We start from the raw sequence: 18,698 nt of genomic DNA on the forward strand, positions 1-18,698 counted from the left end.
AAAATTTAATGATCCACAACCACGTATTTGGTATATGGATCATCTACATTTAGGTATGTATTGAATATATAAATGATTGCTAATTTAAATGGAATACCTGAGATACACCTAGTGTTCTTGATCCATACTTGCAATCAATTAAATTAGAAAATTAAACCGAATACTAGCGTCGATTCTCGATTAATCATTGCATAAACTATGGCTGGAGTAAAACCCAAAAAACATTTAGGTCAGCACTTTCTCAAAGATCAAAACATTGCGAATAATATTGTGAAAGGATTATTTGACGTAGCTAAACCTGCTTGTGTGTTGGAGGTGGGGCCCGGTACTGGTGTGCTTTCTGATCTGATGGTAGACAAAGACATCGATCAATTGGTTTTGATGGATTTGGATTCAGAATCAATCGATTATCTTAAGCATAGATACATCGGACAAAAGGTAGATATCCAATACGCAGATTTTCTTAAAAGTGATTTTAAGAAAATATTCAAAGACCAACCGTTGAGTATTATTGGCAATTTCCCATACAACATTTCTTCCCAGATATTCTTTAAGGTTTTAGAAAATAGAAATCAGGTCAATTATGTCGTCGGCATGATCCAAAAGGAAGTGGCAGATCGCATTGTTTCCAAAGAAGGAAATAAGACTTATGGTATTCTTAGTGTTTTGCTTCAGGCTTATTATGATATAGAATATCTGTTTACCGTTCCACCCAATGTTTTTAATCCACCACCCAAGGTAAACTCAGGTGTGATACGCCTGGTTCGCAATAATGTAGAGCAACTAGACTGTGATGAGGCACTATTCAAACGAGTAGTCAAGGAAGGTTTTGGAAAGCGACGCAAAACCTTGCGAAACGCATTGAAAGGGCTAAATTTGCCCGAATCTGCACAGCAAATGGATGTGCTAAACAAGCGCGCCGAACAACTTTCTGTAGCAGATTTTATCGAATTGACTAAACTGATTGAAGGTCATGACTGAGCACATGGAGTTTGAACTGTCGAAGGAATATCTCGAGCGTTTTACCGAAGCGGTGGATGCTAAAGAGGAGGGCTTTGTCACTTCTACACTTGATGGTGTAAATCCCGCAGATATTTCAGAAGTTATTCGAGAACTCGACGCCGAACAGACGAAGTTCGTGATCGACCTTTTGGATGTAGAAGTAGGAGCAGAGATCATTGTGAATCTTGAAGAGGATCGTCAATCTTTATTTCTCGAAAATTTCACCGCAGACGAACTCGCGGGTTTTGTGGATCAGATGGACTCAGATGATGGAGTGGACGTCATCAATGAGTTGCCGATAGAGAAGCGCGAAGAAGTAATCGCCTCTGTTGAAAACGATGAAAAAGCCGGATACATCCTTGACCTGCTACGCTACGAGGAAGATGTGGCAGGGGGCTTGATGGCCAAGGAGATGATCTGTGCCAATCTGAATTGGACCATCCAACAATGTATCGAAGAAATTAGAAAACAGGCTGAAAATGTAGAGAAAATCTACTCGGTCTATGTGGTAGACAACGAAGGTAAGTTACTCGGTCGAGTTTCTCTAAAGAAAATTATCCTGTCTGAGCCCGATGCTTTGGTGGCTGATATTTACGAAGAAGATATTGTTTCGGTGGGTACACATGCCGACGAAGAAGAGGTTGCGCTCACCATGCAGAAGTACGATTTGGAAGCTTTGCCTGTAGTGAATGTGAAAGGCAAACTGGTCGGTCGTATCACGATTGACGATGCGATGGACGTCATTACTGAGCAGGCCGAAGAAGACCGTCAGATGATGACCGGTATCTCGGGTGATGTGGAGGAGGACGACAGTGTTTGGATACTATCAAAAGCCCGCTTGCCTTGGTTGGTGATTGGATTGGTGGGCGGATTGTTGGGTGCTAAATTTATCAGCCTGTTCGAGAAAGATATTGCGCTCATTCCAGCCATGGCATTTTTCATCCCGCTTATCACTGCGACTGGGGGAAATGTAGGGATTCAGTCCTCATCTATAGTAGTGCAGGGCTTAGCCAGTTACAATGCCTTCGAGGATTCCCTTTTCAAAAAAATGATCAAGGTACTATTTGTAGCAGTAGTCAACGGCATCATTCTCGCTTTGATTGTTTTCGGCATTGTGATATTCTCTACGTCAGATCAAGCCATGGCGGGCACTGTGGCCATTGCTCTTTTTAGTGTGGTGTTGCTGGCTTCTTTTATGGGTACCATTACGCCGTTGATATTGGATCGGGTAGGTATTAATCCTGCTATGGCCTCTGGACCATTCATTACCACAGCCAACGATTTACTGGGTTTGACAGTTTATTTTCTAGTAGCACATTTTCTATACGGTTTCTAATTCCATGACCAATCATCGCATTTTAATCATCGACGAAATGCACAAGAGCATTTCTACATTGTTGAAAAAAGCCGGCTTTGAGCCAAATTATGAGCCCAATATTACCAGGGAGCAAATTATCAATCGCAAAGATCAGTTTGTAGGGTTTGTAGTCAGAAGTAAGACCACAATCGACCAAGAATTGCTCGAAGGTCAAAAAGAACTGAAGTTTATCGCACGTGCAGGGGCTGGTGTAGATCAGTGCGATGTGGACTATTTGGCCTCAAGAAATATTGAACTGCTTAATGCGCCGGAGGGCAATCGCGATGCACTGGGGGAGCATGTAGTGGGCATGTTGTTGTCATTATCCAACAATCTTCGACATGGCGATATGGATGTGCGAAACAAAGTGTGGGACAGAGAAGGTAATCGTGGTTTTGAAATCAGCGGAAAGACTGTAGGTCTTCTGGGCTATGGACACATGGGTAGTGCCGTAGCAGAGAAGTTGAGTGGATTTGGATGTCGGGTGATCGCGTATGACAAATACAAGGAAAACTATGGCGACCTCTATGCCGAGCAAGTGGCTATGGAGGATGTTTTTGAGCAGGCTGACATTTTCAGTTTGCATGTGCCACTGACTGAGGAAACCAAAAAAATGGTCAATCTCGCCTATTTCAAAAAATTCAAAAAACCGATTGTATTCATCAATGCTTCGAGGGGAGAGGTGGTGCCATTAAAAGATTTGCTTGCTGCCATGAAAGATGGAACGGTACGCATGGCTGCACTGGATGTATTGGAGAATGAAAAACTTCATTTTTTGACCGATGCACAAGCCAAAATAATTAATCAGTTGATCAAAGACGATCGGATGCTCTTTTCCCCACATGTGGGTGGTTGGTCGTTCGAGTCTTACCAAAAGATCAACGAAGTATTGGTAGATAAAATCAAACATCTAAACCTGACCGATGGAAAATAAAAAAGGATGGATAGGTAAACTCCTGATGGAGTTTGTGTCCGTAGTATTTGCAGTGCTTTTGGCCTTAGGCTTGAATCATTGGCGGGAAGCCAACAATGATCAAAAACTGGCGGAAAGGGCTTTGGTGAATATTTTCATGGAAATCTACACCAACCAAAAAGATGTAGCCGAAGAGCAATTGACCTATCAAGAACGCTTGGAAGAAGTGAAGGTATATAAGGACTCTTATGATCAAGATAAACCAATGAAATATTCCTTGGGATTTAATATCCCATTATTAAGCAATGCCGCCTGGAATGTGGCTAATTCCACAGGTGCTATCAAGGATTTTGATCAAGACATTTTATTGGAACTCTCCAGCCTATATGCATTTCAGGAGATGTATCAGAAAAATGGCATCGAATACATGCAGCACATGAATACGGTAGAATTCAAAAAATCAGAAAATGCGAAAGCCATCATCGACTCCAACTACGGCCAACTCCGAACCTTCGAAAACTGGAGTCAAATCCTGTCGGATGCTTATCTGGAATTTATCAAAACCTACGGCCCACAATATCAAGAACTATTACCAGATAGCGTTTTGGTGGAGTAGGTGGGTAACGGTCAAACTATCCTCTGTGGTGCTTGTCGTATATTGTTTCGGTTACAAATTAGGAAAATCTTTGATTTTGGTCACTGCCTTTTTTTAGCTACGTGAGGGAAAGCGAAGATTTTCCGGTGCTGGTAGAACCCGCTGCACTCGACTCTTGCAGTAATCACCATGGAGAGATAGGTAATGTTAGCATTTTTTTCATTATTGTCAATCTCAAGGATCCTTGTTCGTCTTATGGGTTATTTGAATAAACTCCTTATTAAATTTGTCTTTTCAATTTATCGCTGTTCGCTTGATACCCCATAAAATGCCTGTTCCAAAAGAAATTGCAACGATTCCAATTGCATTGAATGTTTGGTAGTGAATTAATGCTCCAAGTATCATCGAAACTCCAGTACTTATAAAGAAGTATGCCATGAATTGCCATCCAGATAATGCTCTTTTAAATGATAAAATACTGTGATTCCAATTCGGTGTTTCTGAGTTGAGACCAAAAATAACCTTGTTTATTTTAATTGCTATTGGAACCATAAAGGCTGCAAACAATATCGTTATCACAGCTTGAATTAATAACATAAATGAAAAGTTCAGGGGTGATTCAATGGGGTTAAATAGGTTGATTATTGCAAGGATAAAAAGTATCGTAGCTTTAACTTTTCCTGTATTATTCCAATTCTTCATGTAATTTTTGATATTGCTGCTAATATATGGATACTGTGCATATGCGGTATATCCAAATTTTGTATATACCATATTAATTAATTTTCTAAAAAGCTGAAGTCCAAGTTTAAGGTGTTTTGGTAGTAGATCAAAATGCTAATAGTTGAATAGGCTAGTATGGGTTGTCGGAAGTTCTCTTTTGGTTAGGCGGGTAAATAATTTACGTGATCGCGTCGACTAGGCGTCCCCGTTCCTCGCGATGACATTATTTGATGGCGCTCTCTACTTATAATTAATCAACGTCACTGCGAGGAGGCACGACGAAGCAGTCTTATTGCTTTATTACAAGACTAATTTTTATACCAGAGTTAATATTTATTCAAATCCACTCCAAATTCTCTTGGGTCAATTCTGAATTTTCTTTCTCTCCTGTGTTTACAGTAGAAGCTGGCTCAAACATTACCACCCAAGCCTCTTCTGCTGCACTGGGCTGATGCAGTACGCCTTTGGGTACTACGATCATTTCACCTTCGTCTAGTGTTTCCATCCGGTCTTCGAACTTGATTTGAATCTGTCCTTTGATCACCTGAAAGAGTTCGTCCTCATGGTCGTGTTTGTGCATTTCAAAGGAGCCTTTGAATTTGGCGATTTTCACGAGCTGGCCGTTGAGTTTACCGATGATGCGAGGATGCCAGTAGTCGTCGAATAGGCTGAATTTTTCTTTGAGGTTAATCTTGTTCATGTGTCTAAGGTTTGTAGGAATTAACTGAGTTATTCGTTTATTTGTTACAAATAATTCAATCGATTGAGCGAAGCCAAGAACATACTAAAAAAAAACTGGGGATACGATACTTTTCGTCCTTTGCAGGAGGAGATCATCGAGTCTGTGCTCGAAGGTAAGAACACGCTCGCTCTTTTGCCCACGGGTGGAGGGAAATCCATTTGTTTTCAGGTGCCCGGCTTGATGCTGGAAGGGGTATGTCTTGTCATTTCTCCATTGATCGCTCTGATGATCGATCAAGTACAGCAGCTCAAAAATCGAGGCATTGCGGCAGCTGCAGTGACATCCGGCATGCCCAAACGAGAAATCGATATTCTTTTGGACAATTGTGTTTTTGGCAAAGTGAAGTTTCTCTATGTCTCGCCTGAGCGGCTCAAATCCGATCTGTTTATCGGACGATTGAAGAAAATGAACGTGGGGCTACTAGCCATCGACGAAGCACATTGTATTTCACAATGGGGCTATGACTTTCGTCCGTCTTATGTGGAGATTGCTTCTATCTACGATTGTCTTTCACACACCAAAAAAATTGCCCTAACGGCTACAGCTACCTCGGATGTAGCCAACGACATTTGCGAAAAATTGGAGTTCAACGAACCCGCCGTTTTTCAAAAGAGCTTCGCACGGGCTAATTTGTCTTACTCTGCTTTTGAGTTGGAGAACAAGGGACCAAAACTCATCGATATCTTAAACAATGTCAAAGGCTCAGCCATCGTGTATGTAAAGAGTCGTCTGGAAACCCAGAATGTGGCTAAATACCTCTACCAGCATGGCATCTCTTCAGATTTCTATCACGCAGGATTGGACCCCGCCACTCGTAATAAGAAACAAGAAGAGTGGATCAACAATGTACGACGTGTGATGGTGGCTACCAATGCCTTCGGTATGGGGATCGATAAACCTGACGTGAGAGTAGTCGTACATCTGGATTTACCAGATTCATTGGAAGCTTATTATCAGGAGGCAGGGCGTGCCGGCCGAGACGAACGAAGTGCATTTGCAGTCTTACTATACAATCCATCCGATCTCTTTCGCTTGAGCGAAAGTGAAAAACATCGTAATCCAAAGCTCGACTATGTACAGCGGGTTTATCAGGCCATAGCTAACTACTTCAAGTTGGCGACGGGCAGTAGTCAATGGCAGAGCTATGATTTTGATCTGAAGCAGTTTGCGTCTACCTATCAACTCAATCCAAGAGAAGCACACTTTTGTATTCAGAAATTGGAAGAGATGGGTTTGATCATGGTTAGTGAGAGTTTGAATAAATCGAGTACGGTCAAGTTCGCACTGGATGCTAGCGAAGTGTATAAATTTACCATCTCTAATGGAGGCTATCAATCCGTGATCAAGTCGATGCTTCGTTTGTATGGAGGAGGGCTCTATACCGACTTTATGAATGTGTCTGAGTTTGAACTGGCCAAACTGGCCAAACTATCCAAAAGTGAGGTGATCAAGAAACTGCAGCTACTGGAGAAACAGGGAGTAATCATCTATGACCCAATGAAGACGCTGCCACAGCTTACTTACCTCACGCCCAGACTGGAAGTCTCGGCCTTGAAAAAATACTATAATGAAGTGGCGCCTCGCCAACAGGTAATAAAAGAAAAAGTAGAGGCGATGAAGGCCTATGCAGAGAATCATGAAGGCTGCCGTACACGGGTCTTTCAGGAATATTTTAATGAAAAGGCTTATCTGAATTGTGGCGTTTGTGATGTGTGTATCAAAGCAAAAAAAGAAGAAAAGCTGATGGCTGCACTGGATGAAACCAAATCTGGAATATTGGTACTTGTGTCCTCGGGCACTACTTACATAGATGAATTGAAAGACTCAGTGGATACCAAAAGCGACTTTGTGTTTACTGAAGCCATCCGGTTGTTGATCGATGACGGCAAGGTGAAAATGGAAGGGTACGATAGTTTGCTGCTTGTTCAGTAAAATAGTATTGTAGTTGGTGTTCGATACATATTCCTTCATACTTATTATATTGAAGATTATTAACCCAAATTTCACTTCAATCACATTATCCCATGAATCGATTATATAGCCTCCTTTTGTTGTCCTTGGTTTTTTTGGTTGGTTGTACCAGTGCTGAAAAGCCTAATGAATCCACCGAAAATGAGATTGGATTCTTTGATTATTCTGGTCAGGATGATCAATCCACAGGGGGTGTAAAGATGATCCCGATCGAAACACCCAAAGGTACTTTCAATGTTTACACCAAGCGTATGGGCAACAGCCCAACAATGCGGGTGTTGCTTTTGCACGGAGGCCCCGGTGGTACACATGAGTTTTTCGATAATTTCAACGGCTATTTGCCGAAAGAGGAAATCGAATACATCTATTACGATCAGCTGGAATCCTATTTTAGCGATCAGCCCAATGATACCTCGTTGTGGACGATAGAGCGATATGTAGAGGAGGTAGAGCAAGTACGAAAAGCTCTCAATCTCAACAAGGACAACTTTTATCTGTATGGGCAGTCGTGGGGTGGTATGCTGGCAATGCAGTATGCACTCAAATATCAGGAAAATCTGAAGGGCCTCATTATTTCTAATATGGTGGCGAGCGCGCCAGCATACACCAAATATGCCAATGAGGTGCTAGGCCCACAAATGGATCCTGAGGTATTGAACGAGATCAAAACAATGGAGGCTAATGAAGAATTTGACAAACCAAGGTATTTGGAATTGCTCATGAATCATTATTATACCGAACATATATTGAGGAAACCACTCAGCGAATGGCCGCAAGCGGTCAATGTGGCATTTGCGCATTTGAATCCGCAAGTTTATACCTATATGCAGGGACAAAGCGAATTTGGCATGACCAAAGATGCTACGCTATCAGACTGGGATGTATCCGGCCGACTCAAAGAGCTGACAGTGCCTACCTTGATGCTCGGAGCTAAACACGATACCATGGACCCTGAGTACATGAAGTGGATGGCAGAAGAAGTGCAAAATGGGAGAAGTGTAACAACCAACGGGAGTCATTGTTCACAATTTGACGATCCGGAAACTTATTTCCCTGCTTTGATTCAATTCATTAAGGATGTCGATTCAGGACAGTTTTAATGTCAGCTGCTTTGCGATTGCCGAATAAACCACTTAGAAAATGAAATTAGAAGAAAACATCGAGCGACGAAATTTCCTTAGAAATTCGGGCGTGCTGGCAGCTGGGCTGCTGGCTACACCCTTGACAGGGTTTGTTCAAGAGGAGAATTTTCAGAATGCAGACAGCATATATATGATTGGTCCGAAAGAGGGATATTCCCCTAGAGTAGGCACCTTGCTATCTACCATGACTATGATGCGTGCTTGGGTGGTCGACTCAGTGAAAGATTTGACAGTAGAACAGTTAGACTTTCAAATCGATGATCAATCCAATTCCATTGGCGCGATGCTTTGGCATCTGGCCGCAACTGAGCGGTATTATCAGTTGAATACCTTTGATGAAATGGAATGGGGTTCGTGGAGTGATGACATAAAGCAAGAATGGGATTTGCCCATGGGTCTCGGGGACATGGGGCGGGAGAAAATAAAAGATTATGATATTGATTTTTATCTGATGAAACTGTCGGGGGTAAGAGCTGAAACTGAGAAAGAATTCGCCAAACGTGACGACGATTGGTTGATGAAAGCTGAGCCCTTCTTTGGTAAGCAAATGACCAACAATCATTGTAAATGGTTTCATGTCTGCGAGCATGAATCCAATCACAATGGCCAGATAAAATTTATAAAAAAGAGGTTGCCCAGCTAAAATGCGGTATCCTTCTAAATCCCTCAATGAATTGCCATAAGATTTCACTTATGGTACATGCTAAACAAGAATCAAACTAATGAAATACATTTTATCCCTCTTTTGTGCAGTATTGTTTTTTGCTTGCAGCACTACCAATCAGGAAGAAGCTCCAGTTGTAAAAGTAACATCTGACTATTCTGATCTTGTTGCGCTATTTAAAAACTGGCGGGAATTTGAAAATCCTCCAAGGATGGATGGAGCTCCTGACTATACGGCTGCCACATTCGAGAAGCGATGGCCTGAATTCAAGAAATTGCAAAATCAATTGCAAGCCATGGACACTTCCGGCTGGGACACAAATGAGAAAGTAGACTGGATGATTGTTTGGGCGGAGATGAATGGCTACGACTTCAATCATCGTATACTCAAGCCCTGGGCACGCGACCCGGCATTTTATTATTCCGTTTGGGAAGCTCGAAGTGATGTCCCCGCACATGAAGGGCCTACACATCATGAGATTACAGAAGTATGGATGTATGATTTCCCTGTAAGTGGAGAAAGGAAAGATCAGTTGCTTTCCGATTTGCAAGTCATTCCTCCCTTGTTTACACAAGCCAAACAAAACCTGACAGGCAATGCCAGGGAATTGTGGATTGCAGGCATCGCCTATATTGATTATCAAAATACTGCTCTGGATAACCTGATGGCTAAACCAGGGGTTTCGTCAGATTCAGAGATAGTTCAGGCTATAGAGTCAGCCAAAGAGGCAACTACAGATTTGGTGAATTGGTTGGAGAAACAATCCGAATCGAAAAACGGTCCGTCAGGAATTGGTAAAGACAACTATACCTGGTATTTACAAAATGTACATTTGGTGCCATTGACCTGGGATGATGAGGTAATGCTACTCAAGAGAGAACTAGCGCGAGCCTGGTCTTCATTAAAACTGGAAGAGCATAGGAATCGTGAGTTGCCTGAATTGGAAGCCGCCGATTCTCCGGAAGCTTACGATGCCATGGCAGATGCTGCGGCCAAGAGCCTGATTGGGTTCTTAGATAAGCAGGAGATTGTGACTGTTAAAGACTATTTTGATCCGGCTTTACGCGAGCATTTGGGGAAGTTTGTTCCTGAGGAAAAGAGAAACTTCTTCATCATAGGTGAGCATTATGATCCGAGGCCGTTGTATTCTCATTTCTACCATTGGTTTGAATTGGCCAGAATGGACACTGAGCCGCATGACAGTGAAATCCGAAAAGGCCCCTTATTGTACAATATTTTTGACTCTAGAAATGAGGGCACTGCTACAGCTGTAGAAGAAATGTTTATGCAAGCCGGCTTGTATGACGACGCACCCAGAGTCCGAGAAATTGTCTATATCATGTTTGCACAGAGAGCTGCTCGAGGTCTTGGTTCACTCTATGCACACGCCAATGAAATGACCATGGAAGAAGCTGGCAGTATTCATTCAGAATATACACCCCGGGGTTGGATGAAGACCGAGAAAGAGTTATTGCTTTTTGAGCAACACCTTTACTTAAGGCAACCAGGGTATGGTACTAGCTATATCACCGGCAAATATCTGCTGGAGAATGCTATAGCCGAAGTGGCTAGGCTTAAAGAATTGGAAGGGGAACCATTTATAACCAGAGATTTCTTTGATGAATTGAATAGTATCGGAAATATTCCGATATCCTTAGGACATTGGGAGTTGACAGGTACTCCTCCATATGAGTATTAAAAGCTACCAGTAATAAATAGCCCTGTAACAAACGTATTATTTGGTTTTTGAGGATCTGTGTCTAATAGATATGAACCTCTAATACCGATACTCAATGGAATTGTCAGGTTTAAGTAAGTGTTGTCAAAAATAATCTCCAACCCAGTGGAGTTATAATCCAGTTTAGAGTTTAGTTGATCGATTGTGCCTTTTCCAATATCTAAGAATGCATTAACTCGTATTCTTTTGAAATAGGTAAGGCCAAAAAAGCCTAAGTCCGGATAGAGCAAAGGAAAAGCGTAGTCAACAGATAATCTAAAAAATCTATCGTTGATGGGTCTTTTGTATCCTCTTGAATACTGAAATAAATCTACTTCTTGAAAGACATTACTGAGGGGTTCGTCCTGATAGGCAGCAGTCAACTTCAAGGAGTGATTTATGCTGATTCCGGGTAAATACAACCTTCCTATTCCAGTAAATTTCTGATTTGATTTTTCGGTTAAATTGTGTGTATATGAAGAGGATATACTCACACCAAATCTTGGTGCGAGATTCTGTCGCGCCGTTCTACGAAGAAATGAAAATGAAATTCCTTCTTTTAGCGTAGAGTAATTCGTATCATCAATTTGAAAATTGTTACCCTCTTCAGCTATGTTTTTAGTGATGTGGTAATCATAAGCAACTGACGGTTCTAGTGTGGTTCTGTAATTGTTTTTTAGCCATTTCAATGGTATACCTATTTTACCTCCAATAACTGTTTCTCTATAGCCTACACGTGCAAGTCTATTTGAAGGCAATAGGAAGTCAGAAGTGCGGAAGTTGTGTCTTCCATTTATTGATATTACAGGAAAAAGCCTGGAGTAAATCAAAGATGTACCAAAATACGCCCCTTCTTCATTGAAGTTATATCCTGCACTGACATGACCTGCGATGTCATTGGTGTAGTTGTTCATGATTAGTGATAAACCTGGAGCAACAGTGGAAGGAATGATGTTCCAGGAATGTGCTTGAATGCCTCTGAATGGAGATTTTGAATAAGCACGAGTGGTGTATGTATTATTGGGTGCTTCTGTAATGACCGAGGCCGATTTGATTTCAAATAAATCAGGCGTCTCATCTTGCCATTCCATTTGAGTAGGCTCTTGATAAACAAATGGTGTAGCACTCTTTAGTTTTTCATTTGGCCGCTGGGCTACTTCAAAACCCAATTCATCAAAAACGGTATAATATAAGGTTTTACCATCATCACTTACGTTTGGATTGTAGGCTCCCACCTGCTCTGACGACATTTGTTCAATTTTTTTCGACCCATCTAAAGGCGTGCGAAATATATTGTCAATGCCTGTGTATGAACTGGAAAAATAAGCGTACCCATTATGAATTGAAACATCATCTATAGTATGCTTGGTCCGAGGTAATAATTCCTCAGTTTGTCCATTCGTTAGGTTGATTTTAATGAGCGTCAATTCATTGATCTCTTTATATACGGCTATAACGGCATTTTCCTTTTCTAAGAAGGAAATCCTGCCTAAAAACTCATTAGTGCTAAAAGCGATGATGTCTTTTATTTCTTTAGTAGCTAGATTGATTTTTTGAAGTGTAGGAATTAAATCAGAATTATAATTGACGGCAAAAATTTCTTCAGTGTTTTTTCCAAAAACAGGGCTAAAATAATTTTCATTGATAGTAATTCTCTCATTGGGGGTGTCTTCGGATTGTTTGATATAAATGTCTGAATAACTCTCATTATTTCTTCTTGCGTTTTGTGATAGCTCTGTCCAAACAAATGACTCCTCTTTGATATTGAAGTATTGCCAGAGGTTGTAACCGGGTGAAAAAAGGACACGTTCTTGTTTATCCGAAATTTCTACAATTTGATCCGTATGCTGATAACTCCTTTTCCATACTACTATTTTCCCAGGAGCCGATTCCTGCGGAAAGGTGTAGTATGTGATTGTTTTACGTTTACTGCTAATTGATTCTCCAAGTTGGATATTGGCAGCCAATCGCTGCTTTTGCCATTTTGAATTCATATTTTTCCAAGCAGCATCAAATAGTTGACTGCTGTTTCGATATTTCGAATGACTTTTGATGGCTTGATTGAAAGACCAGAATACACCTTTCCAGGCGGTAGCATCAGAGAAAATCTCGTTCCAAACTTCTGCTCCTTCCTCATTTCTGAGGTATGAGCATAACATATATCCAGTAGGGTAGTGACTGGGTAGTTGGGTTTTGAATGATCCGTTTCTAAATTTTTGATATTTATAGTTCATTCCAGACAAGGTAATTGCACGTTGTTCCTTAGTGAAATGAGGTACACGACCTCGGCCTCCAGAAGAGAATTTGGTCTCTGCCCAAACAGCATCTCCTTCCATAAACCAATTGGGCACTACTAGTACTCGCCCAAATACCCATCCATTCTCGCCTTGCAGATACCTCAAGGCCTTGGTCATTCCATGAAGTGAATTGTTGTTTTGTTGTACATGTCTATATTCATGTAAGGACAAAAGATCCAACCAACCAATGGCTCCAAAAATTTTCATGTTTGCAGGAGGAGTGGCAAAGAATTCACTTCTAAAAGGAGCAAGGCCAACGAATCCATTTGATATAACAGTTTCAGTCTGTAATAGAAGGTTGGGTTTCTTTACTATAGGTCCTATTGTACCCGTAAGTGCTGTACCTTGATAATTGATAAGACTCGCAATGCGCTGAGCTTGTGCCTCCTTTCCTTGTGGAAACACAATGTCAATTTTTGGAGACGTGAGCTCCTGCCATTGTTGTTTATTTGGATTTTGCCCAAAGCCAGCGTTTAATTGAGCAAAGGACTCCAAGCGGATAATTAGACTAATAACTATAAGGAAAAGACTCTTTTTGGAAATATTCATTTATGAAAATTGAACTGTCCTAGGCTTGAAACAATTCTAAAGTCTAAAATAACTAAGGATTGTGAATTAATAATGTAGGAAGTAGTTAATTGGTGAGTATTCAACAATGGGACTTGCTTATGGTATTGGTTTTGACCATTTAGTCACTGCCTTTTTTTATGTTCGACGAACAATTCAGTTTATTATTAATAATTATTATTCATTATCTTCTTCATTCTTTATCAGCTAATTGGAAGAAACTGACCATGAAACTAAAACCAACTTTGGTTATATGCCTCCTAATGTCCAGTACTATTGTATTGGGACAATTGTCTTCATTTGACCCTGATCAGTCCATAGACAACATAAGCCTTAAGCAATGGACTAATAAAGATGGTTTGCCTTCAAATAATACTAATTCGGTGTTTCAAGATTCAGAAGGTTTGATCTGGGTGACTTCCTACAATGGTTTTATGATTTATGATGGTGAAAGAGTAGATTCTTATGACAAGAATAGATTGTCATTTTTAAAAAATGATGGGTTCTACAATATTGCACAAGGCCATGATGGTGTCATCTACATAGCAAGCAACGGCGATGGTATAGTGAAATACGAAAATGGTCTCTTTAGTTCTTATAAACCAAGGGGTGGAACAGTTCCTAGATCTGTACGGAGGTTGTTTATAGCTTCGGATAGTAGTTTATACATAGGTTCCAATCATGAAGGGCTTTTTAGGGTAATGGATGATTCTTTATACAAAGTGGAAGGAGAGCTTTTTGGTCATGCGATGATCCGCTCCATTACAGAAGATGATAATCATAATATTTGGTTTGGTACCGAAGGTGGGGGGCTCAATCGAGTCGGTAAGGATGGTTTTCTCCATTTTGGCCTGGATGACGGGATTTTAAGCAATAATGTATTGGCACTTTTATATCGAGAAAATAAACTCTTTATGGGTACGGCAAAAGGCCTTCAATCCATGGATTTAGGTAATGACCTCGCTCTTCAAGAAATTCCAATTCTTGAAGATCATTATATCAATACCCTATTAGTTGATCATCGTGGAAGCTTGTGGATTGGAACAGAGGCCGGAGTGGCCAGGTGGATACCTCAATCAGCAAAAATTGAGTGGCTTTATTCTAAACATGATATTGATTTAGTTAGAATCAATGGACTGCATCAGGACGAGGAGAATCAAATATGGATGTCTTCAAATCGTTCAGGGCTTGTTCAAATCAAAGGGAGTAAAGTAATTAATTTGTCTGAGCCTGAGCTGTCGAGTACACGAATAAATATGATACATGAATCTTGGGATGGCAACTATTATATTGGTACAGATGGAAATATTATTGACGTTTATGATGGAGATAAAATCAATAGCCTGAAAGTACAAACGGAATTGCATGGAAATGGTATTCGAGATATTTACCATGATACAGACGGGTCCATTTGGTTGGCCACTTACGTAGGAATCATCCATATCAAAGAAGGAAAAGAGAGGGTGTATTCTGAATTGAACGGTATGCCTGCAAACGACTTCAGGAGAATTTTAAAGGATTCAAAAGGAAATTTCTGGTTTTGTACCAGATCCGGAGGACTCGTCAAATTTCGAGAAGGTAAGGTCTTGCAAGTCTATTCTAATGGCAATGGATTGGAATCCAATTTTGTGCTTGCTGTTGAAGAGTCGGCTAATGGTGATATTTATGTGGGGACTTTTAGTGGTGGGCTGACCATTATAAAGCCAAATGGTGATTGTAAGACTCATCATGTATCAACAGATGATTCCGGTTTGGTAATTTTCAATGTAGACTTTGATTCTAAGAAAAGTGCCTTTGTGACTGCCAACAGTGGCTTGTTGTATTTTGATGGAGAAAACCTTGAGAGGGTCAAACTACAGTCCGACCAAAGGAGTAATACTTTCTTCGACCTGATTATTGATGATTATGATCATATGTGGCTGACTACTAATTTGGGAGTACTTCAAATTCAAAAATCTAACTGGGAAGAGTATAGGGCGGGAGAAGTGGAACATTTAAGTTACTTTATTGTAGATCAGAGTAGTGGAATGAATACAGAAGAGTGTACTGGTGCCACCCGATCCACCAAATTATCCAATGGTCATATAAGTGTGCCAACACTAGGGGGTGTAGTCTTTATAGATCCTTTTTCATTTGACAGAGATGTTTATATCCCGAAGGTTAAAATCCGACAAATGATAGCTGATGATGAAATGATCAATATTGAAGAAGCTAAGATTCAAATAGGACCAGGGACTTCTCGATATAGGTTTGACTTCTGCGTATTGAGCTTTAGCTCCCCCGATAGAAACCAGTTCAAGTATAAGTTAGAAGGATATGATAAAGGTTGGAGCGCAGCAACATACGAAGGAACGGTAGAATACACCAACCTGTCGCCAGGTGATTATACTATTAGAGTGATGGGCACCAATGATAGTCATGTTTGGAATGAGGAGGGTGATGCTTTGACTTTCACGGTTGACCCGTTCTACTATGAAACCACTTGGTTTTTTGCTCTATGTATCATAATTGTATTGTCTACTATTTTCTTATTCTTTTCCTGGCGTGTGGCGTTTATCAATAATCAAAACAGAGAATTGAGGAAAGTGAATGCTGAGTTGGATCGCTTCGTTTACAGTGCGTCGCACGAAATGCGCTCTCCATTGTCATCCATTTTAGGTTTAATTAATGTCGCTTCGTTAGATAAAACACCAAATAAGGAGGAGTATCTGGCTTATATCAAAAATAGTGTAGAGCGACTTGACTCCTTGCTTCAAGATATTGTAGATCATTCCAAAAACGCCAGAACGGAGTTGGAGATAACAACTTTGGATTTGAGGCAGGAAGTGGAGGATGTAATCGAAGGGTTAACTTACTCTGAGAATTTCCCCAAAATAGAGCCTATAGTTGAATGTAATGGGGATGGTTTAATTCACTCAGATGCCAATCGTCTAAAGATTGTACTGAATAACCTAATTACTAATGCTTACAAGCATCACTCACCAGATGATGTTTCCAATCCTTTTGTCAAAGTTGTCATTGATAATACAGAGGCTGGGATAAAACTAACTATAGCCGATAATGGACCTGGGATACCACTCGAAGAGCAAGAGAAGGTTTTCAATATGTTTTACCGGGCTACACATAAAAGTGATGGTACCGGACTTGGGTTGTATATCGTTAAAGAGATTATCACTAATCTAAAAGGATCTATAGAAGTTCATTCAGAAGTAGGAAAAGGTACTACCTTTTTAATAGAATTGGTGGATTTAAGGAATTAGCCTTTGAGTAAGAAACTTTATTTTGTCCTCTCGATGGTAAACTGAACCAGCTGTTCCAATGATTGACGAGCAGGGGATTCATCACATCTATAACGTGAGCTATATTTTTCTTCAAAAAATCACTTCTTTAAAACTCGCAGTGAACGTGCTAAAACCCCTTTGATAAAAAAACATCTGGGTTCATTTTGTTAGAATAGAAGTATGTATGCGAAGCTGTATATGATTTGTATACTGTGATCATTGGGTATTTATTTCTCTCATAGAGATATTTACTAAAATTTAATCAAATTAAGATGGCTGTTAAATTACTAGTTCATAAAGGAAAACAGGTGGTACTAATAGATTATACTAATTGTGAAAACACTGAAGAAATGCTTGCTGTTCTTAAAGAATCTGAAGAAGTGGTAGGGTCGATCCCAGGAAAAAGTTTGCATCTTATTGATGTGACAAATATTCCTGGATCTAGAAAGTACATGGATGCAGCAAAAAAATCAGGGGAAAAATTATTCAATCATAAGTCAGTAAAGGCCGCAATTGTAGGAGTTGTAGGTATAAAAAAAGTACTGTTAATGGGTTACAATAAAATTACTCCAAACAAACTTATTCCTTTTTCGACTAGAGATGAGGCTCTAGATTATTTGGTAAGCTAGCTTATTGATAAAATGAGTGACAGACTATCTAGATAAAATGGTTAATGCAAATCATAATTAGAAGTTAGTACTACTTAGTCCTTTCAATAGTGAACTGAACGAGCTGCTCTAATGACTGACGAGCAGGCGTGTCTGGAAAAGTCTTTAGCATCTGGATGGCGTCAGCGTGATAAGTATTCATCACATCCGTAGCATAAGCGATGCCTTGTTTTTCTTTTACAAAGTCAATCACTTCATTCACTTTCTTCGTGTTTTCGCTGTGTTTTTTGATGATGCGCTTGATATTTTTTTTCTCCGAGCTGGTGGCCTGATTCAATGCATGAATAAGCGGTAGAGTCATTTTCTTCTCTCGGATATCGATGCCCAGAGGCTTCCCAATTTCTTGTGTGCCATAGTCAAACAGGTCATCTTTAATCTGAAAGGCCATGCCTACCTTCTCACCAAACTCTCCCATAGTTTGCACAGTCACCGGGTCAGCACCAGTTGAAGCAGCACCCACCGCACAACAGGCTTTAATCAAACTGGCAGTCTTCTGTCGGATCACTTCATAGTAGACCTCTTCTGTGATATCCAGTTTTTTAGCTTTTTCCATCTGAAGCAGTTCTCCCTCACTCATTTCCCTGATGGCTTCAGAGACTAGTTTGAGCAAATCGAAGTCTTCATTATCGATAGATAGAAGCATGCCTCTTGAAAGAAGAAAGTCTCCAACAAGAACAGCAATCTTATTTTTCCATAAAGCATTTACAGAAAAGAAACCTCTTCGGTAGGTAGAGTCATCCACCACATCGTCGTGAACCAAAGTGGCTGTATGTAAAAGTTCTATAAGAGATGCTCCTCGATAAGATGCTTCGGATACTGTTCCAGTAGTAGCTGCACTTAGAAATACGAATAGTGGGCGCATTTGCTTTCCCTTTCGTTTTACAATGTAGGCCATGATTTTGTCCAGGAGCATTACATTGCTTTTCATGGACTGTCTGAATTTTTTTTCGAATTCAGCCATCTCATTGGCTACAGGGGATTGGATGTCTTTTATTCTAAGCGCCATTATTTGGCCGCAAATTAATACAATGAGGCAACAGACTGAAAATTATTAGAAGG

The 18,698-nt window shown here is 40.4% G+C and carries 14 protein-coding genes; 10 read left to right on the forward strand and 4 right to left on the reverse strand.

The annotated features are described in order from the left end of the window. Positions 1 to 198 precede the first annotated feature (198 nt). From rsmA to ACOQO5_RS19330, 4 genes are read left to right on the forward strand one after another with little or no spacing between them, the layout of a single operon-like run. Positions 199 to 981, forward strand: a complete 783-nt coding sequence (gene rsmA, locus ACOQO5_RS19315; RefSeq protein ID WP_420583329.1) for a 16S rRNA (adenine(1518)-N(6)/adenine(1519)-N(6))-dimethyltransferase RsmA — start codon at positions 199 to 201, stop codon at positions 979 to 981. Beyond that, positions 974 to 2,338, forward strand: a complete 1,365-nt coding sequence (gene mgtE / locus ACOQO5_RS19320) for a magnesium transporter (protein ID WP_420583330.1) — start codon at positions 974 to 976, stop codon at positions 2,336 to 2,338. Before rsmA ends, mgtE begins: the two co-directional genes overlap by 8 nt. Positions 2,339 to 2,342: 4 nt before the next feature. Further along, positions 2,343 to 3,293, forward strand: coding sequence for an NAD(P)-dependent oxidoreductase (locus ACOQO5_RS19325; protein WP_420583331.1), 951 nt, complete (start codon positions 2,343 to 2,345; stop codon positions 3,291 to 3,293). After that, complete coding sequence (locus tag ACOQO5_RS19330) at positions 3,283 to 3,888, forward strand: hypothetical protein (protein WP_420583332.1); 606 nt, start codon at positions 3,283 to 3,285, stop codon at positions 3,886 to 3,888. The genes ACOQO5_RS19325 and ACOQO5_RS19330 overlap by 11 nt, the downstream gene beginning before the upstream one ends. Before the next feature lie 273 nt (positions 3,889 to 4,161). Here ACOQO5_RS19330 and ACOQO5_RS19335 read toward each other — a convergent pair whose 3' ends face one another. Then, a complete protein-coding gene (locus ACOQO5_RS19335; RefSeq protein ID WP_420583333.1) occupies positions 4,162 to 4,641 on the reverse strand; it encodes a hypothetical protein in 480 nt (159 codons plus the stop codon). Positions 4,642 to 4,927: 286 nt separating this feature from the next. Then, on the reverse strand, positions 4,928 to 5,290 hold the full coding sequence (locus tag ACOQO5_RS19340; protein ID WP_420583334.1) for a cupin domain-containing protein: 363 nt from the start codon (positions 5,288 to 5,290) through the stop codon (positions 4,928 to 4,930). Between the two features lie 63 nt (positions 5,291 to 5,353). On the opposite strand from ACOQO5_RS19340, the gene ACOQO5_RS19345 reads away from it, so the two are divergent. From ACOQO5_RS19345 to ACOQO5_RS19360, 4 genes are all read left to right on the forward strand, one after another. Beyond that, complete coding sequence (locus ACOQO5_RS19345) at positions 5,354 to 7,264, forward strand: RecQ family ATP-dependent DNA helicase (RefSeq protein ID WP_420583335.1); 1,911 nt, start codon at positions 5,354 to 5,356, stop codon at positions 7,262 to 7,264. A gap of 92 nt (positions 7,265 to 7,356) precedes the next feature. Further along, a complete protein-coding gene (locus ACOQO5_RS19350; protein ID WP_420583336.1) occupies positions 7,357 to 8,403 on the forward strand; it encodes a proline iminopeptidase-family hydrolase in 1,047 nt (348 codons plus the stop codon). Between the two features lie 40 nt (positions 8,404 to 8,443). Next, a complete protein-coding gene (locus ACOQO5_RS19355; protein ID WP_420583337.1) occupies positions 8,444 to 9,088 on the forward strand; it encodes a DinB family protein in 645 nt (214 codons plus the stop codon). Positions 9,089 to 9,167: 79 nt separating this feature from the next. Beyond that, on the forward strand, positions 9,168 to 10,808 hold the full coding sequence (locus ACOQO5_RS19360; protein WP_420583338.1) for a hypothetical protein: 1,641 nt from the start codon (positions 9,168 to 9,170) through the stop codon (positions 10,806 to 10,808). Here the strand turns inward: ACOQO5_RS19360 and ACOQO5_RS19365 are convergent. Continuing rightward, on the reverse strand, positions 10,805 to 13,672 hold the full coding sequence (locus tag ACOQO5_RS19365) for a hypothetical protein (protein ID WP_420583339.1): 2,868 nt from the start codon (positions 13,670 to 13,672) through the stop codon (positions 10,805 to 10,807). The two genes, ACOQO5_RS19360 and ACOQO5_RS19365, sit on opposite strands and share 4 nt — an antisense overlap. Positions 13,673 to 13,953: 281 nt before the next feature. On the opposite strand from ACOQO5_RS19365, the gene ACOQO5_RS19370 reads away from it, so the two are divergent. Next, entirely contained in the window at positions 13,954 to 16,950 is a 2,997-nt protein-coding gene (locus ACOQO5_RS19370; protein WP_420583340.1) for a two-component regulator propeller domain-containing protein, read from the forward strand. Positions 16,951 to 17,243: 293 nt separating this feature from the next. Further along, on the forward strand, positions 17,244 to 17,600 hold the full coding sequence (locus ACOQO5_RS19375) for a hypothetical protein (protein WP_420583341.1): 357 nt from the start codon (positions 17,244 to 17,246) through the stop codon (positions 17,598 to 17,600). 70 nt (positions 17,601 to 17,670) lie between these two features. Here the strand turns inward: ACOQO5_RS19375 and ACOQO5_RS19380 are convergent, their stop codons facing one another. Beyond that, on the reverse strand, positions 17,671 to 18,645 hold the full coding sequence (locus ACOQO5_RS19380) for a polyprenyl synthetase family protein (protein WP_420583342.1): 975 nt from the start codon (positions 18,643 to 18,645) through the stop codon (positions 17,671 to 17,673). Positions 18,646 to 18,698: the final 53 nt, after the last annotated feature.

Source organism: Reichenbachiella sp. (assembly GCF_965223055.1).
Lineage (GTDB): Bacteria > Bacteroidota > Bacteroidia > Cytophagales > Cyclobacteriaceae > Reichenbachiella.